Here is a 24150-nt window from a genome sequence, read left to right as displayed (position 1 = left end):
GCGACCAAGCCCACAGCCTCGCCCGCGCGCAAAGGCGGGCGGAAATGGGCGAGCCGTGAACCGTGCATGACGAGCCGGTTTGGCGCGGCAGTGATTCGGAGTAGGAGCTCAGTCTCGTCGGCTGGGTTCAGGATGTGCAGCGCGAGCCCTGGCTCCGTCCCGGTTCCCGTCCCCGGCCAGGTTGCGTGGACCGAACTGGTCGAACGCGAAACACCGGTTCGGACACGTCATGATCAGATATTCGATCCGGTCGAGTTTAGCGTCCTTGTCCGGGTCGGTGGACTCCTTCCACGTCCGGGTCCGCTGGAACGAGATCCGGTGGGCGTGCAGGAGCTGACGGAGCCGTTCCCGGCCGACGGTTACGGCGCGATCGGGGTTGTCGGCCAGGTAGGCGGCCAGTTTCCGCAGGCTCCGCGGCCACCCGGCCGTACCGCACGGTGACCCCCCGGGCCTCCAGCACGGCCGGCCCTCGCCGGACCGCCCCCCTCTCACTCCAAGCCGTTGTGCAGGCGGTCACCGTTGTCCCCCTTGCGCACTTCACAGCTGGAGAAAGGCCAACCCCGCCGCGGCGTGCGCGCGGGTGCGCATCTCCTACGGTGTCTGCCCGTCCGCCATCACGTTCGCCGCCCACCTGCTCAGGAGCATCAGCCGCATCGAGGTCGGCTCCGCCAGACTGGTCCGTGACCTGGCGCGACGATCCGCTGGCCGCCAGCTATTCGAAGTGGAAACCGTTTTCGATAGACTGTTTCCATGCTGACAGAGGTCGTGCTGGTCGCGGGTCTGGGTGACCACGATGTGGGGGAGGAGATCTGGCGCGCCTGGCCGGGATCGGTGCTGGTGCGCTACGACCTGCGTGATCTTGTCCAGGGTGTCGTGCGTCGCTGGGTCGACGGCGAGCTGACAGTGCTGGAGCTGGCCCACGGCTGCGTGTCCTGCACCCTCGGCCTGGACCTGGTGCCCCTGTTGGAGCGCCTGGGCGGCCGGGTCGTCGTCCACCTCGATCCCCGGCTGGAACCCGAGGTCGTCTGTTTCGCCGTGTGCGAGACGGACGTGCGGGTGGAGGCCGTGGTCACCGTGGTGGACCGGGCCACCTGGCTCGCCGACGCGACTGGAAACGATCTCCTTGCCGAGCGTGGCCTGAGTGCCGCCGAGGACGATGACCGTACCGTGGCCCAGATCGCCGTCGGGCCGGTCGAGTTCGCCGACTGCCTGGTGCTGACGGGCGGCCAGGCCGACCCGGTGCTCGACGCCGTGCTGGATCGCCTCAACCCCCGTGCCGCGCGTCACGACCGCCACGGGCTGGACGCGGCCGCTTTGCTGGCGGCCATCCCGCCCGACGCGCGGCGCGGTCGCTTCGATGACGGTTTCGGCGCCCTGCTGAACGGAAGGCCGCCGCTGGAGCCGTCGCACGGCGTGGCGGTTGTCCACTTCGCCGCCCGCCGCCCGTTCCACCCGATGCGCCTGCATGGCGCCCTGGACGTGCTGCTCGACGGTGTCGTGCGTACCCGGGGCCGGTTGTGGGTCGTCAGTCAGCCGGACAGGGCGCTGTGGTTGGAATCGGCGGGCGGTGGACTGACTGTCGGCAGCCTCGGGTCATGGCTCACTGCCGTGAGCGATTGGTCGGAGGCCCCGCCTGCCTGCCGCGTGACGGGTTCGACGAGCCCGGACCGCCGCCCCGGCGAACGTGCGCAGGAGGTGGTCGTGATCACCCTGGCCGCGCCACCTGAGGCGATCATCACTGCCCTGCGCGAGGCACTGGTGACCGACGAAGAACTGGAACTGGCCGACGAACTGGATTTCGTCGACCCGTTCATCGAGTCGTACGACGAGATGGAGGAGCTGTGAAAAAAGATATACACCCCGATTACCATCCGGTTGTCTTCCAGGACCGATCGACCGGAAAGGCCTTCCTGACCCGATCCACGGCTACGTCGGACCGCGCGATCGACTGGGAGGACGGCAACGTCTACCCGCTCATCGCGGTCGACATCACGGCCGATTCACATCCGTTCTGGACGGGTGACCAGCGGGTGATCGACACCGCTGGCCGCGTCGAGAAGTTCAATCGCCGCTACGGAAAGAGAAGCCGCTGACATGGCCGTTCCCAAGCGCAGGACCTCCCGCAGCAACACCCGGCACCGCCGCGCCCAGTGGAAGGCCGTGGCGCCCGACCTGGTGCCGGTGACCACCCCCGACGGCCGCGCACTCCGGGTGCCGCGTCGACTCGTCGCCGCCTACAGGCGCGGGCTGCTGTGACCACAGGGGAAGCCTGACACCCGTCCCCGGCCGTGTCTGCCGGTAGGTGAGCGGGTTCATCGCAGGGAGCCCACTTCTGCCTCCGCCAGCGAAGCCGGGCGAGGCCAGCTGACTGGCTGTGGCCTTACTCCTCCCGGGCTGGCCTGGTGTGGTCGCCGGGCACCTATCGACGAGCGCGCGTTCGGCTTCTGTCGGGGGTTGGGTGCGCGGATCCGCTCTGCTCGGCCGGTACGCCGGTGGTACGGCCGGGCCGATCTAATGAAAACGAGTATCGTTGCCACTTCGCTGATGCAGCGCAGCAAGGTCGCCATGGTCAAGGAGTGCCACACGTGAAGATTGCTTTTGTTGGCAAGGGTGGCAGTGGGAAGACCACGTTGTCTGCCCTGTTCTGTCGGCATCTGGCTGCGTCCGGGCATTCGGTGCTGGCGATCGACGGGGACATCAACCAGCATCTGGGCGCCGCGTTGGGGCTTGCCGATGACGTGGTGCCGCCACCGATGGGTGAATATCTCGCCGAGATCAAGGACTATCTACGGGGCGACAACCCCCGCATCCCGTCGGCGGAGGTGATGGTGAAGACGAGCCCGCCGGGGGCGGGTTCGCACCTGCTCGGTATGGAGGATCCGCTCTGGTCGCGGTTCGGGTTGGATGTGGGGGGTGTGCGCCTGCTCGCCACGGGGGCGTTCGCTGAGGAGGATCTCGGGGTGGCGTGTTTCCATTCCAAGTTGGGTGCCGTGGAGCTGTTGCTCAACCATCTGCAGGATGGCCCCGGCGAGTACGTGGTGGTGGATATGACGGCGGGGGCCGACGCGTTCGCCTCAGGATTGTTCACCCGGTTTGACCGAACATTTCTGGTGTGTGAACCGACACGGAAGGCAGTGGCGGTTCACCGTCAGTACCAGGGGTACTCGGCGGAGTTCGACGTGGCTTTGTCAGTGGTAGGCAACAAGGTCACCGACGCCGGGGATGCGGATTTCCTGCGCCGCGAGGTGGGTGCGGACCTGTTGGCGTGGGTGGGCCAGTCGGCTCCGGTGCGTGCCATGGAGCAGGGGCACCCGTTCGCCATCGACGATCTCGACGCCTCGGATCGGGCGGTGCTGGATCAGATGAAGGTGGTGGTGGACGCGACGGTGCGGGATCCGGATCGCTTCCTCGCGCAGATGCATCAGATGCACCTGCGCAACGCGGCGACGTGGGCGAACACCACGGTGGGGGCAGATCTGGCTGGCCAGATCGATCCCGACTTCCGCTTCGGGGTCGACCTGGTGCCAGCCGCACGCCACGGCCTGGGCGTGGCCGCCGGTGCGAGAGGGGGCGCGGGCTGATCCCCCGGGGAGGCCGCGCCGGAGCCGCACGGCCTCCCCGCCCGCCGAGTCGTCTGCCGGCCGAGCCGCCCCGCCTTTCATCAGAGGTCGGGACCTGCGCCGCGCCCGTCCGCTGTAGCAGGCGTAGACCAGATCGAAGGGCCCGGTGGGCCGGGTGCGGGTCAGATCATGTCGCTGCGCGTCGATCCGCTCGCCCATGCCCTGGGCCGCGGCGGCCGCGGCGGCCGCGCCTCGGCTGACCGCTGTGGCGGAGACGTCCGTGGCGGTCACCCGCCAGCCCAGCGACGCCAGCCACAGGGCGTCACCGCCGTGGCCGCAGCCCAGGTCCCAGGCGCGCCCCGGTGCGAGATCGAGCTCCTCCACAGCGCCGGCCAGCGACGCGTTGGGGCGCCTCACTGGTCAAGGGTCATTGCTGCCCTGGTAGTGGGACTGCCAGAACTGTTCGCTCGGGGAGGCGTCCTCGATAGCCGTAGGGTGGCCCTCGCCGCCGCCCGATGCCGAGCTCATCGTGGCCGGGTGGAGTAGGGGAGAAGTGCCATCTCCCGCGCGTTCTTGATCGCGCGAGCGATCTCCCGGTGCTGTTTGGGCGTGAGCCCCGTGATGCGGCGGGAGCGGATCTTCCCGCGGTCGGAAATGAACATACGCAGCAGTGCGGTGTCCTTGTAATCGACGTAGGTGATGCCGCGCTCGATCAGGATGTTGGGCTTCTTGCGCGGGCTTTTCACCGGGCGCCGTTGTCGGTTCGTCATCTCGCCGTCTCATCGGGTGCTGCCGGCTGGCGTGCCGCCAGCCGGCGTGGCGTGCTACCAGCTGGCGTGGCGTGCTACCAGCTGGCCTTGCGGATGCCGGGGAGCTCCCCGGCGTGGGCCATCTGTCGGAACCGGATCCTGGACAGGCCGAAGTCCCGCAGGTGGCCGCGTGGCCTGCCGTCGACCTGGTCGCGGTTGCGCAGCCGGGTCGCGCTGGCGTCGCGGGGCTGGCGGCGCAGTTCCGCGACTGCCGCGTCCCGTTCGGCCTGCGGAGTGGAGGGCCTGCGGATGATCTCCTTGAGTTCCGCTCGCCGTTCGGAGTGGCGGGCGACGATCTCTCGCCGTCGCCTGTCGGCCGCGATCTTGCTTGTCTTGGCCACTGTGGTCCTCTGCTGACGGGGATGGGGGCGGGCGGGTCTGGTGGTGCTGCTACCGCTCTTCGCGGAACAGCACGTGGCGGCGGATCCGGGGGTCGTACTTCATGAGCTGGAGCCGGTCCGGGTCGTTGCGGCGGTTCTTGGTCGTGATGTAGGTGAAACCGGTTCCCGCGGTCGACCGGAGTTTGATCTTCTGGCGGGCTTCGTTGCGGGCCATCAGACCTTCACTCCCTGGGCGCGCAGGCGGCGCACGATCGCTTCGATGCCGTGTTTGTCCACGGTCTTGATGCCCTTGGCGGACAGGGTCAGGGTCACCTTCCGGTTTTCGCTCGGCAGCCAGTAGGTCTTCTTCTGGATGTTGGGATTCCAGCGGCGCCGGGTGCGGACATGCGAGTGGCTCACCCGCATGCCGAACCCGGGCTTGCGTCCCGTCACCTGGCAGTGCGCCGACATAGACGTTCTCCTGGTCTGCGGAGGGTCGGGGGCCGGTAGGGCCGGCGCTCGAACGGGCCTGTCACGCGCAGCGCGCGCAGCAGTGCCGTCAACTCGCTCCGGCTGATCTGGTGTTGCCCGACAGGTCTCCTGCGGCCGTTCATCGATCCGCCCGCTGCTGGTAGTGGTGGACGCACATCGTATCTGTAATGAAAATCGTTTTCATCTTGCCTGAGGTGTGGCCTCGATGTCCAGTGGCGGTGGGGCGAGTCCGCGTGTGGGTCGCGGCGACGCGCCGGCCATGCCGGCCGTGGCGGGCTGGTGTCGGGGTGAGGTGTCGCGCTGTGGACTCCGAGGGGCCTGTGGCCCCAGGCGCAGCGCCGGACGTTATCGTAATGAAAACCGTTGCCATCAGTGGAGCGAGGTTGCGATGCGGCGCACGGACGAAGGGCCGACCGACTCCGATCGGGCGGGTACGGACGCTGTCGGTGTCGTCGCCCTGGGGTCCGTTGCCGAGACCCTGCTGATTCCGCTGTACGGCCGGGCGGAGCTCGCTCGGCGCGGCGAAGGTCTGCTGGCCGACCCGCGGGCGGTCGAGCTCGTGGCGGCGATCGACTACGACTTCGCCCGGTTCGACGGGCTGCCCAGCCTGGTCGGTGCCGCATGGCGGACCGCGGTGTTCGACCACTGGGTCGAGGAGTGGCTTGACCGCCACCCCGCCGGGACGATCGTCGAGATCGGTGTTGGTCTCAACACCCGCTATGAGCGCGTCGCGGCTGGCCGGGGCCGCTGGATCGAGCTCGACCTGCCGGACGCGATGGCGCTGCGCCGGCGGTACTTCGTCGACGACGAGCGCCGCCGGTCTGTCGCCGCGTCGGTGCTCGACGACGGCTGGCTCGATCTGGCGGCGGATACCGGGCCGGGGCCGTGGCTGTTCGTCGCGGAGGCGGTGCTGGGGTTTCTTGACGCCGACGAGGTGCACGGTGTCCTCGACCGCATCGCGGGCCGGCTGCCCGGCAGCACCGTCGCGTTTGACAGCTGGGGCGCGTGGATGCGGGAGAACCAGGAGGAGCACGACGCGATGAGCAAGGTGTCCGCCCGGGTGCGGTGGTTCTGCGACGAACCCGCGGATCTCGCCGGCCCGGTCCGCGGGTTCGATCTGGTGGAGTCGGTGCGGCTGACCGAGGCCCCGCAGGCCGTGCTGGAGCGCCTGCCGGCGGACGTCGCCGCGACCCTGCCCGCGCTGCGCACGGAGCCGCAGGTGCTTTCCTATCGGCTGAACCTGGCCACGGTCGGTGCGGCGTGAGCGCCGACCCGCGGGTCCCGGTGACCGTGCTGTCCGGCTTCCTCGGCGCGGGCAAGACCACGCTGCTCAACCATGTGCTCGCCAACCGCGAGGGACGCCGGGTCGCGGTGGTGGTCAACGACATGAGCGAGGTCAACATCGACGCCTCGCTGGTCTCCGGCCGGGGTGGCGAACGCCTGGTCGAGCTGACCAACGGCTGCATCTGCTGCACCCTGCGGGAGGACCTGCTCGAAAGCGTGGGCGCGCTGGCCCGCGAGGGCCGCTTCGACACCATCCTCATCGAATCCACCGGGATCTCCGAACCGATGCCGGTCGCGGCGACCTTCGAGTGGACGTTCGAGGACGGCACCAGCCTTTCCGACCACGCTCGCCTCGACACCATGGTCACCGTGGTCGACGCCTCGAACTTCCTGGCCGAGCTCGAGCGCGGCGACTACCTCGTCGAACGCTCCCTCGAGGCCGATGAGGGCGACGAACGCGGCATCTCCGATCTGTTGATCGACCAGGTCGAGTTCGCCGACGTGCTGGTACTCAGCAAGACGGACCTGGCCACCTCCGACCAGGCCGCCACCGTCGAAGGGCTGCTACGCAAGCTCAATCCGAACGCCCGCCTCGTCCGCGCCGGCCACGGAGTGATCGACCTGGCGGAGGTCCTCGACACCGGGCGCTACGACCCGATCACCGCGGCCACGTCAGCGGGCTGGGTCGAGGAACTCGCCGGCAACCACACCCCCGAGACCGAGGAGTACGGCATCCGCTCGGTCACCTACCGCGCCGCCCGCCCCTTCCACCCCGCCCGCCTCGCCACCGCCCTCACCGACTGGGAGGGTGTGCTGCGCAGCAAGGGCTTCTGCCACATCGCCAGCCGCCCACACACCCTGGCCGTCTGGTCCCAGGCCGGACCGAACATGACCATCGAACCCGGCGAACAGCTCACCGGCCACACCGCCACCCAGGAACTCGTCTTCATCGGCATCGGGCTGGACCCCGACGAACCACGCCGACGGCTCGACCCGGCCCTGCTCACCGACACCGAACACGCCGCAGGCCCCACCACCTGGCAACAGTTCCCCGACCCGCTGCCCGCCTGGGACGACCTGGAACCACACCACCATCACGTCCACGACGACCCCCGTTGAGCCGTTGACGCAGCTGTCGCGCGTGATCCAGGTCAGTCCGCCGCGGCGGCCGGGTGTCCGACGGCCAGGGCGAGGGCGGTGATCTCGTCGCGCCCGTCCGCGCCGACCAGCCGGTTGAGGTCGTCGTCGAAGAAGCCGAACACCGCGCAGGTGGCGAGGTCGAGTGCGGTGCCGACCAGCATGAGGTTCTGGGCGAGCACCCCGGCGTCGAGATGCACCGAACGGTAGGCCCGGTGCCCGTAGTGCCAGACGACCCGGTCCAGGGAGCAGGTGAGGACCAGCGTGGCGGCGCAGGTGCCGACGAAGTCCTGCATGCAGCCGCTGGTGAGGCTCGGCCCGGGGTCTCCGGGGCTGACGAGTTCCAATTCGTGCCGGACCGGCTGGTAGTAGTAGACACCCGGTTCGAGGTCGTCCACCCGGCTGGCCGCGACGTAGACGTTGACCGGTTGCAGGGATCCCGCCGACGGGGCCATGCGCACGGGTATGGACCCGATCGGGGTCTGCGCCAGCTGCTTGACCCCGGCGGCGTGGTGCAGCAGGTCACCGAGGTCGGCCAGGCCCAGCGGCCGGTCGTCGTAGGCGTAGCAGCTGTGCCGGTCGGCGATGACCCGGTTCAGCGGTGGCAGTCCGGCCCGGCCGCCGGGCCGGGGCAGCTCGACCGCCGGGGCGCCGCCGTACTCCTTGACCAGACTGACCTCGTCCGAGTCGTCCGAGTCGTCGGTCGACGGCAGGTCGAGTTCCCCGGCCGGGGCGGTCAGGTTGCGGTGGATGACGTCGAGGACGCGCAGCGGCGGTCCGTCCGCGGCGGCGTGGGTCCCCATCGCGGTGATCAGAGCCCGGTCGGCGGGCGTCAGGGCTGCGGGGGCCAGGCCGGTGAGGGCCGGCGCGGTGGGGGTCGGATCGAGGGCTGGGCGGTCGGTGTCGGATGTCGCGCGCGAGTCCATCGGTCCTGCTTTCGCGGTCGTCCGGGCGGTCAGGCGTAGGGGAGCGGGTCAGGCATACGGGAGGGGGAAGGTGTTGAGCTCGGTCTCCGGCAGGTCCGGCCAGCCCAGCATGGCGGCGTGCGCCTGCACCCGGCTGCGGCCCCAGGCGGGGAAGGCCGCAGGGAAGTTGGGCACCAGACCGGGAATGATCACACGGACGACCCGCAGCCCGCAGGCGGCGACGTCCGGTGTGGTCAGGTCGGCGTAGAGGATCTCGTAGCCGCGGCTCTCCACGATCTTCTGGTAGGTGCCGAGATCACGGGTTGGCAGGGCGGCGACGGTGTCGAACGCCCGTGTCGCCGGCACGTCGAGCCACGGTGCGACGTGTGCGCGGGCCCGGGGGTCGAGGTTCAGCTGCTGCTGGCACAGCAGCTGAACGACGTCGCGGAAGTCCGGGCGGTAGGCGTCGAGGTAGGAGCGGTCGGGGCGCCACGGCTTGAGATAATCCCCGCCGCGGTTGTGGCTGGCCAGGACACTGCGGATGGCGCACCCGTCGTCGGGCAGGTCGAGGTCGCGGCTGCCTTCCTGCAGGATCAGCGCCTCCCCCCAGGCCTTGAGTAACGCCTCGCCGGGGTCAGCGCGGGCGGCGAAGCCGACGGTGAGCAGGCGGTCCGGGCCGTGCTCGACGACGCCGGCCATCACCGGGACGCCGAACTCGTTGTCGAGGTGGATCGCCCAGGCTCGCTGGCCGGCCGCGGTGGGGCCGCCTGACCAGTGGGCGGCCAGGTGGTCGGGCAGGGTCAGCGCAGGCAGCGGGTGGCGGTTGGCCCACCAGGTCATGGTGGCATCGCGTTCGACGGCCTCCTCGATGGCGGAGGTGAGCGCGAACTCCAGGGTCGGCCCGGCCTGGACCCCCACGTAGTTGTGGAAGTGCAGGGCGGGTTCCCCGCCGGGGGCGTCGGTCCGCCAGTTGATGTAGACCTGGCTAGCGGGTAGCCAGGTGTCCTCGCCGGTGGTCAGGGACCGGCCGGGGACCCAGTGCGCGGAGAGGTCGCGGGTGAAGCGGCGGAAGGGAAACCCGGCGGTGTCGTACTGGCTTTCGGAGTAGAGGACCAGCCGCTCCGGGTCCAGCGCGGCCTCGCCGCGCCGGGTCAGCTCGTCGTAGGAGGCGCGCACCGAGGTCAGCGTGTCCGTCCAGTTGGCGCTGTAGCGTTCGGCCGCCTCGCCCAGCGCGGCGGCCACGGCGTCGTCATGGCTGGTGAACGAGGTGCCACCGCACAGGACGTCGTTGCGCCATGGCCGTCGGGCGGCGTTGGCCATGTCGGCCACGTCGGCGGTGACGGTGCGCAGAGCCGCCGGCACGCTGGGGTGGTGGATGGTGTCCCGCAGGCCGACCACGATGCCGGTGCGCGGGCTGACCAGGGCGTTAGGGGTGGGTGCCCAGCCGGTGAGCAACTCCGGCCCGAAGAACGCGGGATGCGGGAGGACGGGGTGGACGGTCAGCTCCAGGCTCACAGGGTTGGCTTCGAGCTCGGCCGACAGCAGCCGGCACGGGGCGCCGGCCAGCCACCGGGAGAGCTCGATGACCAGCACGTCGGCCATCCAGGCCAGCTCGGGGCCGGGCGGCACGTACGCGGTTCCCCAGTAGGGCGCGGTGGCGAGCGCCGACCACAGCTCCGGGTCGGTGCTCGCGCACCGGCGGCGGTCGATCAGATCGGCGTGGTCCGCGGTGCGCCCCGGCACGACGAGGGGGCCGAGGACACCGACGCCGCGGTCGAGATGGAAGCCGGCCCAGGCCACGCCGGCCGCCGCTGCCGCCGCCGCGGTCACGGCGACCCGATCGGCGTCACCGGCGATCGTGGCCGTCACCACGAGGTCGGCGTCCCCGACCTGCCCCGGCAGGCCTGGTCGCACCCGGCGGATGCCGCCGCGGACCATGGCCTCGCCGAGCGCGGCGACCAGGATCTCGTCACCGTCGAGCAGCACCCGGGCACCGGCGGGACGCTCGGGGCTGGCGGGCGCCTCGGGCCACCGGGCCCAGTGCCAGGACCCGGGCGCCGTGGTGGCCTCGGACAGGCAGCCCTGCTCCAGGAGCGAGTCGAGGACGTCCGCGGCCACGGACGGGTCGGCGCAGCGGGCGAGGATCTCGGGGACGGTGGTGGTGCCGTCGCAGGCGCCGACGATCTCGGCCAGCTCGTCCGGCGGGAGCTCGATCTGGAGGACCTCGCCGCCAGGTGTGGTGATCAGGGACGTGTGATCGGGCCCGCGGTGCAGTGTCAGGCCGACGATGTGCGCAGGCTCGGTCACCGGCCCCTCCTCTCCGATCGGTAGTCCATTCGGTGATCCGTCGGCGGTGCCCGGGCCCGCGGTGGCGTGGTCGCCCGGACCCGCCATGCCACCCGAACCCGCGGTGCCGCCCGGACCTGCCGTGCCGCCCTCCCGGGCGGGCGGCACGGCAGGCGTGACTGGCGTCACTTCCACGTGTACGCGGCAACAACGGAGATGTTGTTGTTGTGTGCGGCGTTCGCCGCCCCCGTGCGCACTAGCGTGGTCTTGCGGATCGTGACCTTCTTCATGGGTTGCTCACCTCCTCTCGGGGTGTCAGGCGCCGCCGCGCCCCAGCATCGGCGGCGGTGGCGGACATGAAGGCCAGCTGGGTCTGACCTGTCAGGGGGTGGACGTAGTGCGCGGCCCGCACGTCGAAGACGGCGAGGATCAGCTCCGGGGTGAGGACGTCGGCGGGTTTGCCGCCGGCGACGACCCGGCCGCCGTCCACGACGAAGATCTGGTCGCAGTAGCTGGCGGCGAGATTGAGGTCGTGCAGGCACACGACCGTGCTGACGCCGAGGGCGGCTACCAGGTCGAGAACCTCGAGCTGGTAGCGCACGTCCAGGTGGTTGGTGGGCTCGTCCAGCAGGAGCAGGCGGCTGCGCTGGACCAGCGCCCGTGCGATCAGGACCCGTTGCTTCTCTCCGCCGGACAGGGTGGCGAACGGGCGGTCGACAAGCTTGCCGACGACGCCCACCCGGCCCAGCGCTGCGGCGACGGCGGCGGCGTCCGCGGCGGTGTCCCGGTCGAAGGCCCGCTTGTGCGGGAGCAGACCCATGGCGGCGATCTCGCGAGCGGTGAATTCGAACTCCGCGGGCGTCTCCTGGACGACGACGGCGGTCCGCCGCGCCATCTCCCGCTCGCTCAGCGCCCAGGCGTCGTCACCGTCGACGGTGACCAGGCCCGCGACCGGCCGGACCATCCGGTACACGGTGCGCAGCAGGGTGGACTTGCCGCTGCCGTTGGGCCCGACCAAGCCGACGATCTCGCCGTCGTCGCAGTGCAGGTCGGCGCCACTCAGCACGGTGGTGGTGCCGAGACGCACCTCGATCCCGGCCAGGCGCAGTGTGGTCACGTCCCCCCCAGCGGCAGGCGGCGGCGGATGAGCCACAGGAAGAACGGGGCGCCGGCGACGGCGGTGACGATGCCCACCGGTAGCTCCTCCGGCGCGGCGACCGTGCGGGCGACCAGGTCCGCCCAGACCAGGAAGACGGCGCCGCCGAGGGCGGCGACGGGCAGCACGCGCCGGTGGTCCGGCCCGACGAGCATCCGGCACACGTGCGGGACCATCAGCCCGACGAAGCCGATCCCGCCGCTGACGGCGACCATCACGGCGGTCAGCAGCGAGGCCAGTACGAACAGCTGTCTGCGCAGGCGCTCCACCCCGATGCCGAGGCTGGTCGCGGACTCGTCACCGAGGACGAGCGCGTTGAGCCGCCGTGCCTGCATCGCCAGCGCGATCGTGCCGGCGAGCACCGCGGCGGCGGGCAGCCCGAGGTAGGACCATCGCGCCCCGCCGAGGCCGCCGAGCTGCCAGAACAGCACCGAGCGCGCCTTGATGCCGTCGGTGTCCGCCCGGAAGATCAGGAAGCTTGTCACCGCCATGAGCAGGTAGGACACTGCGACCCCAGCCAGCAGCAGGCGCAGCGGGGAGATCCGCCCGGAGCGCTGCGCCATGGCGAAGACGAGCCCGAAGGCGGCGAGGGCGCCGAGGAACGCCGAGGCGGACAGCGAGTAGACGCCGAACGCGGACCAGCCGAGCAGGATCACGGTGACCGCGCCGACCGAGGCGCCCGAGGTGATGCCGAGGATGAACGGGTCGGCGAGCGGGTTGCGGACGAGGGCCTGCAGGATCGTGCCGACGACCGCCAAGCCGGCGCCGATGACGACCGCGAGCAGCGTTCGGGGAAGTCGGACCTCCCATACGATCAGATCGTGCGGGCCACCCGCGCGGCCCAGGGCGCCGCCGGTCAGCCGGTCGGCGACGACCTGCCAGACGGTCGACGGCGGGATCCGCACCTGGCCCGCCGAGATGGAGACCACGACCGAGACGAGCAGGGCCGCGGCCAGGGCGAGCACGACCAGCCCGAACCGGGTGCGGGACCCGGGCGGCTGCGGCGCCGTGGCCGCCCCGGGCTCCGGCTGGGGGGCGTCGGTCGCCGGTGGCCGCGACCCCGCCGGTGGCCGCGACCCTGTGAGCAGCCTCGTCCCCGACACCGGTCTCAACTCCTGTCGCCGAGGTTCTCGACGATCGTCCGCAGCGCCTCGACGTTGCGGACACCGAGCAGGAGCTGCTGGTTGGGCACGATGAGGATGCGGTCGTTCCGGACCGCGTCGATGTTCCTGGCGGCGGGGTGGTTCCTGAGGCGGTCGATGAGGGGCTGGGCCTCGAAGCCCGAGCCGTCCCCGTAGTCGATGGCCATCACGACCTCGGGATTGCGCTCGACCAGCTGCTCCCAGGTCACGTTGCCGAAGATGCCGGGGACGTCGGCGAACACGTTTTCCGCGCCGGCGCTGTCCAGCAGCATCGTCGCGAGCGCGTCCTCGCCCTGCGTGCCCGGTACGTCCTCGCCGGAGTCGTCGTAGATGAACACCCGCGGCTTCGTGCCACGCTCGGCCGCCGTGGTCTCCAGTTCCTCCACCGTCGCGGTCATCTCCGCGATGACCTGGTCGGCCTGCTCCGTCGCTCCGAAGACGCTCGCCAGGCTCTGGATCTGCTCGTAGATCCCCGGCCACGTCGGACGGCCGTCGATGCAGTCCTGACCGAGAACGAAGGAGGAGATGCCGTCGCCGCGCAGCGACTCGCGGCTGATCCCCTTCTCCTCCGCGAAACTGCCCTCCTGCCGGCTGACCATGAGCTCGGGATCGACCGACAGCAGCAGCTCGCGGGTGATCCCGCCCCTGGTCGACAGGACGTTCAACGACCGGTACGCCGGGGCCAGGTCCGCCCGAGGCTCGGTCTGGTTGCGGGTGGCCACTCCCACGATCCGCTCAGTGAGATCGAGGGTGAGCATCGTCTCAATGACGTTCTGCTCCTCGGCCACCACCCGCTCCGGCGCGGCCTTGTAGGTGGTGGAGACCCCGCAGTTCTCCACCGTCACCGGAAACCCGGCGGCGACCGAGGGTGCCGACGCGGCCGCGGTGTCCCCGCCGCCGTCGTCCCCGCAGCCGGCGGCGACGACGGCGAGCGCGGGCACCAGCAGGAGGGCGGCCGTGCGCCGCAGTAGGCTCAAGGGTTGTTCCTTTCGAGGTCGGGCGTGTCGGGGCCGGATGTGACCCCGGGGTCGGGTGTCGTGTCGGGGCTGGCCGTCCGGGCGGGCGTCGGGACGGTCCCCTGCACGAGATGGCGCGTCAGGACGGGCCACAGCCGGCTGGTCGGCGGCAGCCGGCGGCGTTCCAGCGCCGCGAGGCCGGTCAGGTGCTCGACCAGCACGCGGTCCAGCCCGGAACGCACGAAGACGTTGCGGTACGCCTCCGCGCCCGCCATCCACAGCGGCAGCTGGACAAGCCGGGCGGGGTCGTGGAAGTAGCCGGCCTCGGCCCGTGAACGCCGGGCGGTCGTGGCGCGGGCGAGGCGCAGGCGGGCCAGGGCGAGCGGGCCGAGCCGGTCGTAGCTGATGTCGATGGCCGCCACCTGCCCGCCGGGCCGGGTGCAGCGCCGCCAGTCGGTGACGGCGGCCTCCGGGTCGAGCATCGTCCAGAGCACGAGCTTGGCCACCGTGGCGTCGAAATGCCCGTCCGGAAAGGGGAGCGACGAGGCGTCGGCCACGTGCAGCTCCACCTTCAGGCCGGCCGCGTCCGCCTTGCGGCGGGCCTGCGTGAGCATCGGCGCGGACGCGTCGACGCCGACCACCTCGTAGCCGAATGACGCGAGCAGCAGCACCATCGACCCGGTGCCGCAGCCCACGTCGAGCACCCGGGCCGGCGGCGGGCCGAGGACGCGGTGCCACAGCAGCTTCCACGCCCGGGCCTCGCCCGCGGTGTGGCCGGAGGCGGTGACCCCGGCGTCGCCGCGCCAGACGTCGAACGTCGGGGCGGCGGCATCCCAGTAGGCGCTGATGTCGGCGGGTGCGAGGGGCCGCGCCGCGCCGCGCACAGCGTGCCCGGGGGCCACAGTGCGTTTGGGGGTCTGTGTCATCCGTCTTCCTCCGCGAAGTCGACCTGGGTGGAGATCAGGTCGAGATAGGTTCCGCCGCGGGCGATGAGCTCGTCGTGGCTGCCGGTGGCGACGACCCGACCGCAGTCGAGGACCACGAGCCGGTCCGCGCCGCGGATGGTGGACAGCCGGTGGGCGATCACCAGCGTCGCCCGGCCGCGGCGGAGGCGGGTCAGCGCCGCGGCGACCTCCACCTCGCTGTGCGCGTCGAGGTTGGACACGGCCTCGTCGAGCACCACCACCGGCGCGTCACGCAGCAGTGCCCGGGCGATCGCGATCCGCTGCCGCTGCCCCCCGGACAGCAGGGCGCCGAGCTCCCCGGCCGCGGTGTCGTAGCCCTCGGGCAGCGCGACGATGAAGCCGTGGGCGCCGGCGTCCCGCGCGGCCCGTTCCACGTCGGCGTCGGTCGCGTCCGGCCGGGCGAGGCGGATGTTCTCCCGGACCGGGAGGTTGAACAGGTGCACGTCCTGCGGGACATGGGTGACCGCCTCGCGCAGCATCGCCTGGGGCAGGTCGCGCACGTCGTGGCCGCCGACCAGGACGCACCCGGACGCGACGTCCCAGAACCGCATCAGCAGGTGGGCGCAGGTGCTCTTGCCGGCGCCGGAGTGCCCCACCAGGGCGACGGTCTCGCCGGCCGTGACGGTGAAGCTGACGTCGGCGACCGCGTCGACACCGGCGCCGGGATAGCGGAAGGAGACCCGCTCGAAGGTGACGTCAGGCGCCGCCGGCAGGGCCGGGGCGGTGGTGGCACGGTCCTCGACGGGGGCCTCGGCTGTCAGGATCGACTCGATCCGGGCGGCCGCGGCCAGGATGACGTCCAGCTCCCGGGTGGTGTCCACGACGGCGAAGATCGGGACGAAAGCCGCCAGCGCGAGGACGACGGCGACCGACAGCAGGTGGCGCGGCAGCTCCCCGGCGCTCACGAGGTGGGCTGCGGTGGCCAGCACGGCGACGAGCCCGACGAAGGAGAGCAGGTCGGTGACCGCCTGTTCGGTGCCCGCCCGGCGGCCGTGCACCGCCTTGGCTGCCGACAGATCGCCCTCCCGCTCCGCCAGGCCGTTCAGCGCCCGCTCGCCGGCGTTGTGCGCCAGCAGCTCCCGCACGCCCTGCACGGTGTCGACGACGTCGGCGCTCAGCTCCCCGAGCGAGTGACGCAGCTGGGTGGCCGTCGCTTCGGATCGGCGGCGCAGCCACCGTGGCACGGTGAGCAGTCCGACCAGCGCCGGGATGAGGGCGACGGCGAGCTCCCAGCGCATCACCGCGAGGGTGACGAGCGCGGTCGGCGGTACGGTGGCGGCTACGACGACGGGGCTGAGGGTGTGGGCGAAGAAGCCTTCGAGCTGCTCGACGTCGGAGATCGCCGAAGCGCCCAGGTCGCCGGTCCGGCGCCGCTGCAGGCCGCCGGGCGCCAGCCGTTCGAACGCGTCGTAGATCATCCCTCGGACGGTGGCGAGCACCCGGAACGCGCCCACATGGGCGAGCTGGGTCTCCGTCCAGGCGAGCACCGCGGCCGCCACCGCCAGTACGGCCAGCACGGCGATCCCCGTGCGGAGCTCGGAGCCGGGGGAGCCGGTCACCGCGCGCCCGACGAGCCAGGCCCCGGTGGCCGCCGCGCCGAGGGTGGCGAGCTGGTGGGCGACTCCGGCGGTGACCGCGACGGCGAAGATCCCGCGATGCGGGCGCAGGAGCGCGACCAGCGGCCGCAGCCGCGCGCCACGGCCCGCGGCCGCCGTCTCGGCCGGTTCGGGCTCGGCGGCCGGGGCGAGCTCGGTGTCCGGCGCGAGCTCAGTCATGCTTCCCCTCCTCAGGGACCGCCACCGGGACCGACTCGCCGGCTCCGGCTCCGGCTCCGGCGCCACCGCGCCCCGCCGACCGCTGGGCCGCGACCATTCGGGCGTACGGGCCGTCCGTCCCGATGAGCTCGTGGTGGGCTCCGTGCTCCACCACGGCGCCGTCCTCCATCACGACCACCCGGTCGGCCGCGGCGACGGTGGACAGCCGGTGCGCGATCACCAGGCAGCTGCGCCCGGCCCGCAGGTGCGCCAGCGCCTCCTGCACATCGGCCTCGACCGCGCCGTCCAGACTGGAGGTGGCCTCGTCGAGCACGAGGACCGACGCGTCGCGCAGCAGGGCTCGCGCGATGGCGATCCGCTGCCGCTCACCGCCGGACAGCGTGAGCCCGCGCTCGCCCACCCGCGCGTCGTATCCGCCGGGCAACGCGCTGATGAAGCCGTGCGCGCCGGCGGCCCGAACCGCGTCCAGCACCTGCTCGTCGGTGGCGTCCGACTGGCCCAGCACGAGGTTGTCCCGGACGGTGCCGTGGAACAGATAGGTGTCCTGCGAGACGACGGCCACCGTCGACCGGATCTCCTCGGCCGGCATGGCCGCGATGTCGGCCCCGCCCAGGCGGATGACGCCCGCCGCCGGCTCCTGGAAGCCGAGCAGCAGGCTCACCAGGGTCGTCTTGCCCGCGCCGGAACGTCCGACGACGGCCACGGTCTCGCCCACCCCGACGGCGAAGGTGACCCCGCGCACGGCCGGCTCGGACCGGCTCGGGTAGGTGAAGTCGACGCCCTCGAACGACAGGGCCGGGACGGGTCGGGCCAGGGCGGGGTGGGAGTCGTGGGGCCGAGCCGCCGGCTGATCCCCGTCGCGAGGCCGGCGCGCCGCCTGCTGGCCGGCCTCGATGAGTTCACGGGCCGCCCGCGCGGCGGGGATGGCCGAGTACGACGCGTGGTAGGCGTCCTGCAGGTCCCGGACCGGGCGGAAGCACTCCCGGGTCAGCAGCAGGACCGTGAACAGCTCGACCGTGCTCAGCCCGCCGTCGGTGTGCCGCAGCGAACCGATGGCGAGCGCGGCGGCGCTGCCACCGCCGACGAGGAGCGTGACCAGGCCCACGTAGATGAGCACGACCGCGTTCAGCCGGGTCGAGTCCCGGCGGAACACGTCGGCCTGCACGGCCAGTTCGTCCGCCCGGCGACGGCTCGCGCCGAGTCCCTTCAGGGTGGTCATGCCCTGCACGGCGTCGAGGTTGTCGGCGTACATGCGGGTGTAGGACTTCCACCACGGCAGGTAGCGGGAGTGCAGCAGCCGGCGGGACAGCCGCGGCACCGCAGGCGCCGCCGCCGCGCACAGACCAACCGTGATCCCGATGACCGGATCGATCACGACGAGCACCGCGGTGGTGGCGCCGGCCCCGATCATCGCGGCGACGGCCTGCGGCGCGAACAGCGCCACGAACGGGTCGAGGCTCTCCACCCCGTCCACCACGGTCGACTGCACCGAGCCGGTGCGCCGGTCCGCGAGCCCGGCGGGGCCGAGCGCGAGCAGTGCCTCACCGAGCCGGCGCCGGATCGAGGCCCGGACCTCCCCCGCCGCGCGCACCGCCACGACCCGCCGCCACCAGAGCAGCAGACAGCGCAGGGCCTGCACCGCCACGACCGCGCCGAGCAGCGGTGCGACGTCACCCAGCGAGTCGCCGTCGATGACGTCGGCCAGCACCCGCGCCAGCAGCAGGCCCATCCCGACCGACGTGGCGGTCAGCGCCAGCAGGATCGCGGCGACGGCCGCCAGCCGCTGGCGGGCGCGGGCGTCCGCCAGCGCAAGGCACCAAGGCTCCCTCACTGGGCCAGGAACCCTTCGAAGCACAGATACCGCATCACGGAGGTGACCCGGCGAAACCCCGCGGCCCGCATCAGGTCGACATACTCCTCGGCCGTCGCCGGCTGCAGGATCCCGGCCAGGCTGTCCGCCTTGTTCAGGATCTCCTCCGGGCTGAGGCCGTTCGCCCGCTTGAACCGGAGGTGGAGCAGGTCAATGATGGCCGCCAGGTGCGGGTCCGGCGTCAGCACCTTCTCGAAGACGAACAGTCCACCGCCCTCGCGCAACGACTGGCGGACCCGGGCGAGCACATCCGCGCGCGGCTTCTCGTCGAGGAAGTTCAGAGTCAGGTACGCGACGGCGAAGTCGCAGGGACGGAGCTCGAAGTCGGTGAGGTCGGCCTTGACCACGCTGACGTTGCCCAGCCCGGCGCAGTGCCGGCGCGCCGACTCGACCATCTCCGGGACCCGCTCCACCCCGATCCAGGACGCTGCCCGGTTGCGTTCGGCGGACGTCGCCAGTGTGCGCAGCAGCTGTCCCGTCGAGGTGCCGAACTCGTAGCCCAGCCCGCCGGGACGCACGAACGTGCTGGCGAGCTCCGCGGCCAGCCCGTGGCCCGCGTCGTAGAACGGGACGGAACGGCGTACGTGGTCGACGAAGCCGGCGGCCATGACGGGGCCGTCGAAGTTCCAGGCGCCGTTGGCGACGGCGAGCTTCGCCCCGACCGGCATCGACGGCGTCGAGGGCGCCGTCACGAGACCCGCCGGCCGTAGACCGAGATGTGCTTGGCGCTGTCGGTCCCGAACGGGCGCCGGTCCCAGCCGCCCCAGCGGTGCGTCAGGCGCAGTCCCGCCAGCCGGGCCATCAGGTCGAGCTCCGCCGGCCACGCGTGCCGTGCCCGCAGCGGGCGCAGCTGCGGGGGCTCGCCGTGGCGGAAATAGACGTGGCAGGCCGACGCGACTCCGCTCATCGGATCCGCCGGTGTGGTCACGTGGAGCACGACCTCCCCGGGCTCGATCCGGACCGTGCGCTGCGCACCGGAGAGGAGCGCCTCGCTGCGCGGCACCATGGCCTCGAGGACGAAGCAGCCGTCCTCGGTGAGATGGCGGGCGGCGTTGGCGAAGCAGTCCACCTGCTCGTCCTGCGAGGTGATCGCCGAGATCGTGTAGCTCGGCATGGCCACCACGGCGTACGGCCCGCCCAACTCGCCCGTCACGATGTCCCCCTCCAGGACCGTCACGGCGTCCCCGCCCGGTTTGGCGCGCAGCTGGTCGAGCATCGACGGCGAGTTGTCGACCCCGTGCACCGGCACTCCGCGCCCCGCGAGCGGAATGGCGATCCGCCCGGTGCCGACGCCGAGCTCGAGCAGCGGCCTTCCGCGGGCCAGCTCGGACAGGCACCGCACCGCGTCCTCGGTGTCGGGTCGGGTGCCGAAATCACGTTCCCACCGAGCCGACCACTCCGGTCCGTAGGTGATGTCGCCGTACCGGTCCGACACCGGTCCACCCCCGCTCACATGGCATGAAGTGAGAAACCTCACCGGGTTGGTGAAGAATCTCGAGAAGAGTAAATGGAAACGATTTCCATTGTCAAGGGGGCGTTGTGGGTCTCTTTGTGTCAGCTCGGATGTCCCGGCGCCCGCGTCACTCTCGGAAGCTGTAACGAAAACGCCGGTTTGAGTCGCTGACCTGGGGGCTCGGGAAGCGGATCCGGCCGGCGGGAGCTCGAGCGGCGGCGACTGCCGTGTCGGCGAGGCGAACGTCGAGACGATCGGGGCGCCGTGCTCACCCTGCCTGGGACGCGGCTTCGCCGGGTGGCCGCCGTCCGCCGGTTTGCGCACTGGCTACGGCGCGACGGCGGCGCTCGCGCGCCACAACGGGCGCGCCGGTGTGCGTGCACCTCGCGGGTTAGGGTGTGCGGCGCACCCCATGATCAATTCGTCCAGTGCGCTGACCTGCGACAACAGGTGTAGATGTGGAGAGGTCCGCATCTAGCCGTGGTCTTGCTGTCGCCCGTCGTGACGTGGCGAGAGCGCCGGGCGCGTTATTGGAAATGAACACCGTTATTTTCGGTCAGATACACTATCACCCTGTTCGCTGCCACCGTCGAGGGATGGCGGGTGAACCCGACGGCCGTGGACATCGTCGTGGCGCTGAGCCTGGTGTTCGTCGGTGTGGTCGGGCAGCCCCGACGGTGGTGGTGGGTCGCCGCCGCCGTGTTCGGCTTCGGGCTGGTCCACGGGCTCGGCCTGTCCACCCGCCTTCCGGATCTCGGGCTTCCGCACGACGATCTTGTGTCGAGGGTGCTGGCGTTCAACCTGGGGATCGAGCTCGGGCAACTCCTCGCGATCGCCGGCATGATCGGGGTCGGTCTGGTGATCCGCAGGGTCCTGCCGCGCCTGCGTGACACCCGGCTGGCCCACGGGGGTCGGTGTCGTCGCGGCGGTCGCGCTCGCTGTCGCCGGCGGGGAGACGGCGCAGGCGGTCGGCAGCTGCCAGGTTCGGGACCGGACCGAGACCTTGCTGCTCAGCACCAACCATCCGAGGACCGACTTCTTCGAACCCACGGACCAGGTCCCCGCCAACATGTTCGGACACGTAATCGGCGACGGGTTCGTCATCGTGCAGTACAGCCCCGACCTGCCTCCCGACGACCTGTCGGCGCTGCGGGCCTTCGTCACCGACCCGAAATCCGGCCGGGTCTCCGGCGGCCCGAACCGCGACCAGACCGAGCAACTCAAAGCCATCCACGCCTACAGCACGTTCACCTGCACCACCTTCGATCTCGACGCGCTGCGGCAGTTCACGACTGGCTGGTTCGACGACCCCCACTCCAAACCCGCCGAATAACGACCTTGACGGAAAGATCCTCGCAAGGATCGGCCTTTCCGCCCCGGAATTGCCGGGAGGGAAGGTTCGTAACCTGGCGGAGAAGAGGTCGCAACTGCGAGCGCGAGGCAACAGCGGGGCTATCCTGGACGAACGTTCGCCACCTGCGGAAAATCGATGTGCGAGAAATTTGCAGGTGAGAGATATTCGGTCCTGCATCATCGCCGCGATGATTCTTTCATGTAATGCTGTGCGTATGGCGGACTCACCCCAGACGGATTCCATCCCTGGCAGCCAGCCACACCAGGGGGATGAGGGCGCATTGGCTTCCGGCGCGGCTCAGAGGCAGCGGTGGCCAGCGGACCGGGTTGGCCTGCACGGACCCCACCAACACGGACACGCTCACGGCGGCCACCACCATGGCCACAGCCACCCTCCTGCGACCGACCCTCAGCAAGGGCCCGCTTACCCGGGGCGCGTCCGGCGGCTGAGAGTACGGCTGTCGCATCTGCTGCGACCGCATTCGCATGACGCGGCTGATCGGGTGGACTCCGATCTGGAGGCATCCGCGGAAGGAATGCGCACGCTGTGGATCTCGCTGGTCGTGCTCGGACTCACCGCACTGTTCCAGACCGTCGTGGTGGTCGCGTCCGGGTCCGTCGCCCTGCTGGGTGACACGATCCACAACCTCGCTGACGCGCTCACTGCCGTCCCCCTGGCCATCGCCTTTGTCCTCGGTCGCCGCCCACCCACCCGCCGTTTCACCTACGGGTACGGCCGGGCGGAAGACCTCGCCGGAGTCGTCGTCGTCCTCGTCATCGCCGCGTCGGCGGGACTCGCCGCCTACGAGGCCGTCAACCGGATGATCCACCCGCGGGACGTGACACACCTGCCCGCCGTGGCGATCGCGGGCCTGGTCGGTTTTCTCGGCAACGAATGGGCCGCCCGGTACCGCATCCGCACCGGCCGCCGCATCGGCTCCGCTGCGCTGGTCGCCGACGGACTACACGCCCGCACTGACGGCTTCACCTCCCTCGCAGTGCTCGCGGGCGCGGGCGGGGTCGCGGCCGGCTGGCAGCTCGCCGACCCGATCATTGGTCTCGTGATCACAGTGGTGATCCTCGCGGTGCTCCGCGACGCGATCCGCGAGGTCGCCCAGCGGCTGATGGACGCGGTCGACCCGGCTCTGGTCGAAACGGCCGAAGCTGCCCTGACCGCGACAGCGGGCGTCCGGGCCGTCGGAGGCCTGCGCCTGCGGTGGGTTGGCCATCAGCTACGTGCCGAAGCGGACATTGTGGTACCTGCCGACCTTTCCGTCGTCCAGGCGCACGCCATCGCTGTCGATGCCGAGCACGCCCTGCTCCACGCCATCCCGCGACTCACCGCCGCCACTGTCCACACCGACTACACCTCCGCGGCCTCCGCGACGGCACATGAGGCACTCGCGCATCACCGCTCTCCAGCCTCGACGGGCTGAACCGTCACGAGGTCGAGGACGGTGGTGGCTGTCCGTCGATAGCAGCTCCGGTGTCCTGGCGTACCTGGGTGACCAGCGCGCGTGCGGTTCCTGTACCGACGTGAAGCTGCTTGCGGAGCGTCTCGGCGGAGATGGGGCGGTTGGAAGAGCTGCCAGTGGAGGACGTCCTCCGCGCGTGCACGGTGGAGCAGATCCTGCTGGCGTGCATCCCGCTCGGCTTGACGTGATGTGGCATCCGCCTTCCCTCCGGATTCACCGGCTTGGAACGGTGGCGTTGGTGCATGTGGCTGATCGCTCTCCGTTGCTGGAGAGGGGGTCGGGCGCGAGGAGGTGGTCTGGATGGCTTGGAGGAGGCCGGGGCCAGCCTCCGCCCACCCTATGAGGAGGAGGGGGCCGACAGCGTCGAAGGCTGCTCTGCCGTAGTGGCCAGAGATAAGGGGTTCGGCGATGTTGAGGGCGAGGGTCACAGCACTGGCGAAGATCAGTAGACGTCGTGCCGCGCGGATGACGTCGGCGGGTCCGCCGTGCAGGGTGAGGTGGCGTGCGCCGAGGAGCAGTCCGACGACGGAGAGATCGACTGCGGGTGCCACGAGGATCGCGACGTAGGTCGGGACCCCGAGGCGGATGCCGAGTGTGGCGACGTTGCCGAGCCCGAAGAGGAAGGTGAGCCCGACGACGGTTCCGACGATCACGGTCACCATGCGGGTGGTGCCGTTCGGACCCACCAGGTCTACGGAACGTGTGTTCGATCCGGCTGGCGAGGTTGCTGGCCGGGCGCTCACTGGGCATCGCCCCTGGCCAGGAGCCTCGTGGAGACCGGGCGGACGGTGATCTCAGAGCCTTGAACCAAGATCAGGCGGTTCTTATTGTGTTGCGTCAGGTCCACTCGACTTGGACGCCCTCATGCCTTCTACGAAGGCATGAGGGCGTCTTCGTTATGTCTGCCCGGGGGCCGAGCCCCCGGACCCCGACGTGCGCGATTGCCCTGGGCGGGTCGGGGGCGTTCGGGCGAGTGTAGAGGTTCGACTCCCCTCAACTCCACGAGCCGGCCCGTCGTGCTCGCTGACCTTTGGTCAGCTTCGCGGCGGGCCGCGATGTTTTTCGGGGGGCGACCCCTGGCCGGCCCAGGGCTCCGTCAAAGTCCCTTTTCGCTGATCAGGCCGATGATCTGGAGGACGCGCTCGGGTCTGCGGGCGGTGGCCCGCAGGGCGGGGGCGATGCTCTTGTGCCCGGCCAGGCGTAGTGCGCTGA

General features: G+C 71.1%; 22 protein-coding genes and 3 pseudogenes. 9 read left to right on the top strand and 16 right to left on the bottom strand.

Annotated elements, in window-relative coordinates; all coding sequences use genetic code 11:
* The first annotated feature begins 750 nt into the window (after window positions 1-750).
* The 4 genes from AB1460_RS24485 to AB1460_RS24470 all read left to right on the top strand — a co-directional run bounded on the left by AB1460_RS24485 (window position 751) and on the right by AB1460_RS24470 (window position 3581).
* Window positions 751-1845 carry a GTP-binding protein gene (locus AB1460_RS24485; protein WP_368964412.1) on the top strand — a complete coding sequence of 365 codons (1095 nt, stop codon included), beginning with the start codon at window positions 751-753 and terminating at the stop codon, window positions 1843-1845.
* Entirely contained in the window at window positions 1842-2093 is a 252-nt protein-coding gene (locus AB1460_RS24480; protein ID WP_368954582.1) for a type B 50S ribosomal protein L31, read from the top strand. Before AB1460_RS24485 ends, AB1460_RS24480 begins: the two co-directional genes overlap by 4 nt.
* A 1-nt stretch (window position 2094) precedes the next feature.
* A complete protein-coding gene (rpmF, locus tag AB1460_RS24475) occupies window positions 2095-2256 on the top strand; it encodes a 50S ribosomal protein L32 (RefSeq protein WP_368954581.1) in 162 nt (53 codons plus the stop codon).
* 329 nt (window positions 2257-2585) lie between these two features.
* Window positions 2586-3581 carry an ATP-binding protein gene (locus AB1460_RS24470; protein ID WP_368964409.1) on the top strand — a complete coding sequence of 332 codons (996 nt, stop codon included), beginning with the start codon at window positions 2586-2588 and terminating at the stop codon, window positions 3579-3581.
* Window positions 3582-3707: 126 nt separating this feature from the next.
* Here AB1460_RS24470 and AB1460_RS24465 read toward each other — a convergent pair.
* The 5 genes and pseudogenes from AB1460_RS24465 to rpmB all read right to left on the bottom strand — a co-directional run.
* A pseudogene (locus AB1460_RS24465) lies at window positions 3708-3944 on the bottom strand (SAM-dependent methyltransferase); the annotation flags it as partial.
* Between the two features lie 140 nt (window positions 3945-4084).
* Entirely contained in the window at window positions 4085-4330 is a 246-nt protein-coding gene (gene rpsR / locus AB1460_RS24460) for a 30S ribosomal protein S18 (RefSeq protein ID WP_368964407.1), read from the bottom strand.
* A gap of 74 nt (window positions 4331-4404) precedes the next feature.
* Entirely contained in the window at window positions 4405-4710 is a 306-nt protein-coding gene (gene rpsN, locus AB1460_RS24455; RefSeq protein WP_368964405.1) for a 30S ribosomal protein S14, read from the bottom strand.
* Between the two features lie 49 nt (window positions 4711-4759).
* Window positions 4760-4924 (bottom strand): 50S ribosomal protein L33, encoded by a 165-nt coding sequence (rpmG, locus tag AB1460_RS24450; protein ID WP_368954577.1) that lies wholly within the window; start codon window positions 4922-4924, stop codon window positions 4760-4762.
* Entirely contained in the window at window positions 4924-5160 is a 237-nt protein-coding gene (rpmB, locus tag AB1460_RS24445; RefSeq protein ID WP_368964403.1) for a 50S ribosomal protein L28, read from the bottom strand. The genes rpmG and rpmB overlap by 1 nt, the downstream gene beginning before the upstream one ends.
* A gap of 409 nt (window positions 5161-5569) precedes the next feature.
* On the opposite strand from rpmB, the gene AB1460_RS24440 reads away from it, so the two are divergent.
* Together AB1460_RS24440 and AB1460_RS24435 are read left to right on the top strand one after the other, a co-directional pair.
* Window positions 5570-6445: a class I SAM-dependent methyltransferase gene (locus AB1460_RS24440; protein ID WP_368964401.1), complete on the top strand. Its 876-nt coding sequence runs from the start codon at window positions 5570-5572 to the stop codon at window positions 6443-6445.
* Window positions 6442-7584, top strand: coding sequence for a GTP-binding protein (locus tag AB1460_RS24435; protein ID WP_368964399.1), 1143 nt, complete (start codon window positions 6442-6444; stop codon window positions 7582-7584). Before AB1460_RS24440 ends, AB1460_RS24435 begins: the two co-directional genes overlap by 4 nt.
* A 32-nt stretch (window positions 7585-7616) precedes the next feature.
* On the opposite strand, the gene AB1460_RS24430 is transcribed toward AB1460_RS24435, so the two are convergent.
* The 10 genes from AB1460_RS24430 to AB1460_RS24385 form a co-directional block, all read right to left on the bottom strand.
* Window positions 7617-8528, bottom strand: a complete 912-nt coding sequence (locus AB1460_RS24430) for a SagB/ThcOx family dehydrogenase (RefSeq protein WP_368964397.1) — start codon at window positions 8526-8528, stop codon at window positions 7617-7619.
* Between the two features lie 48 nt (window positions 8529-8576).
* Window positions 8577-10814 (bottom strand): YcaO-like family protein, encoded by a 2238-nt coding sequence (locus tag AB1460_RS24425; protein ID WP_368954572.1) that lies wholly within the window; start codon window positions 10812-10814, stop codon window positions 8577-8579.
* A gap of 265 nt (window positions 10815-11079) precedes the next feature.
* Window positions 11080-11910, bottom strand: a complete 831-nt coding sequence (locus AB1460_RS24420; protein WP_368964395.1) for an ABC transporter ATP-binding protein — start codon at window positions 11908-11910, stop codon at window positions 11080-11082.
* Window positions 11907-13052 carry a FecCD family ABC transporter permease gene (locus AB1460_RS24415; protein ID WP_368954570.1) on the bottom strand — a complete coding sequence of 382 codons (1146 nt, stop codon included), beginning with the start codon at window positions 13050-13052 and terminating at the stop codon, window positions 11907-11909. Before AB1460_RS24415 ends, AB1460_RS24420 begins: the two co-directional genes overlap by 4 nt.
* 5 nt (window positions 13053-13057) lie before the next feature.
* Window positions 13058-14068, bottom strand: coding sequence for an ABC transporter substrate-binding protein (locus AB1460_RS24410; RefSeq protein WP_368954569.1), 1011 nt, complete (start codon window positions 14066-14068; stop codon window positions 13058-13060).
* Window positions 14065-14973 (bottom strand): class I SAM-dependent methyltransferase, encoded by a 909-nt coding sequence (locus tag AB1460_RS24405; RefSeq protein ID WP_368954568.1) that lies wholly within the window; start codon window positions 14971-14973, stop codon window positions 14065-14067. Before AB1460_RS24405 ends, AB1460_RS24410 begins: the two co-directional genes overlap by 4 nt.
* Entirely contained in the window at window positions 14970-16787 is a 1818-nt protein-coding gene (gene cydC / locus AB1460_RS24400) for a thiol reductant ABC exporter subunit CydC (RefSeq protein WP_368964392.1), read from the bottom strand. The genes AB1460_RS24405 and cydC overlap by 4 nt, the downstream gene beginning before the upstream one ends.
* Window positions 16780-18618, bottom strand: coding sequence for an ABC transporter ATP-binding protein (locus AB1460_RS24395; protein ID WP_368964390.1), 1839 nt, complete (start codon window positions 18616-18618; stop codon window positions 16780-16782). The genes cydC and AB1460_RS24395 overlap by 8 nt, the downstream gene beginning before the upstream one ends.
* Window positions 18615-19349, bottom strand: a complete 735-nt coding sequence (locus AB1460_RS24390) for a methyltransferase domain-containing protein (protein ID WP_368954565.1) — start codon at window positions 19347-19349, stop codon at window positions 18615-18617. Before AB1460_RS24390 ends, AB1460_RS24395 begins: the two co-directional genes overlap by 4 nt.
* On the bottom strand, window positions 19346-20092 hold the full coding sequence (locus AB1460_RS24385) for a class I SAM-dependent DNA methyltransferase (protein ID WP_368954564.1): 747 nt from the start codon (window positions 20090-20092) through the stop codon (window positions 19346-19348). Before AB1460_RS24385 ends, AB1460_RS24390 begins: the two co-directional genes overlap by 4 nt.
* Window positions 20093-20668: 576 nt before the next feature.
* Between AB1460_RS24385 and AB1460_RS24380 the strand changes: the two are divergent.
* From AB1460_RS24380 to AB1460_RS24370, 3 genes and pseudogenes are all read left to right on the top strand, one after another.
* Window positions 20669-20968, top strand: a pseudogene (locus tag AB1460_RS24380) (HupE/UreJ family protein); the annotation flags it as partial.
* 28 nt (window positions 20969-20996) lie between these two features.
* On the top strand, window positions 20997-21443 hold the full coding sequence (locus tag AB1460_RS24375; protein ID WP_368964387.1) for a hypothetical protein: 447 nt from the start codon (window positions 20997-20999) through the stop codon (window positions 21441-21443).
* Window positions 21444-21678: 235 nt separating this feature from the next.
* Window positions 21679-22899, top strand: a complete 1221-nt coding sequence (locus AB1460_RS24370; protein WP_420497350.1) for a cation diffusion facilitator family transporter — start codon at window positions 21679-21681, stop codon at window positions 22897-22899.
* Between the two features lie 4 nt (window positions 22900-22903).
* Here AB1460_RS24370 and AB1460_RS24365 read toward each other — a convergent pair.
* A pseudogene (locus AB1460_RS24365) lies at window positions 22904-23681 on the bottom strand (hypothetical protein).
* Window positions 23682-24150: the final 469 nt, after the last annotated feature.

The sequence above is a fragment of the Parafrankia sp. FMc2 genome (assembly GCF_041008525.1).
Lineage (GTDB): Bacteria > Actinomycetota > Actinomycetes > Frankiales > Frankiaceae > Parafrankia.
The sequence above is the reverse complement of the archived record's forward strand: the minus strand, read 5'-3'. Positions and strand labels throughout refer to the sequence as shown.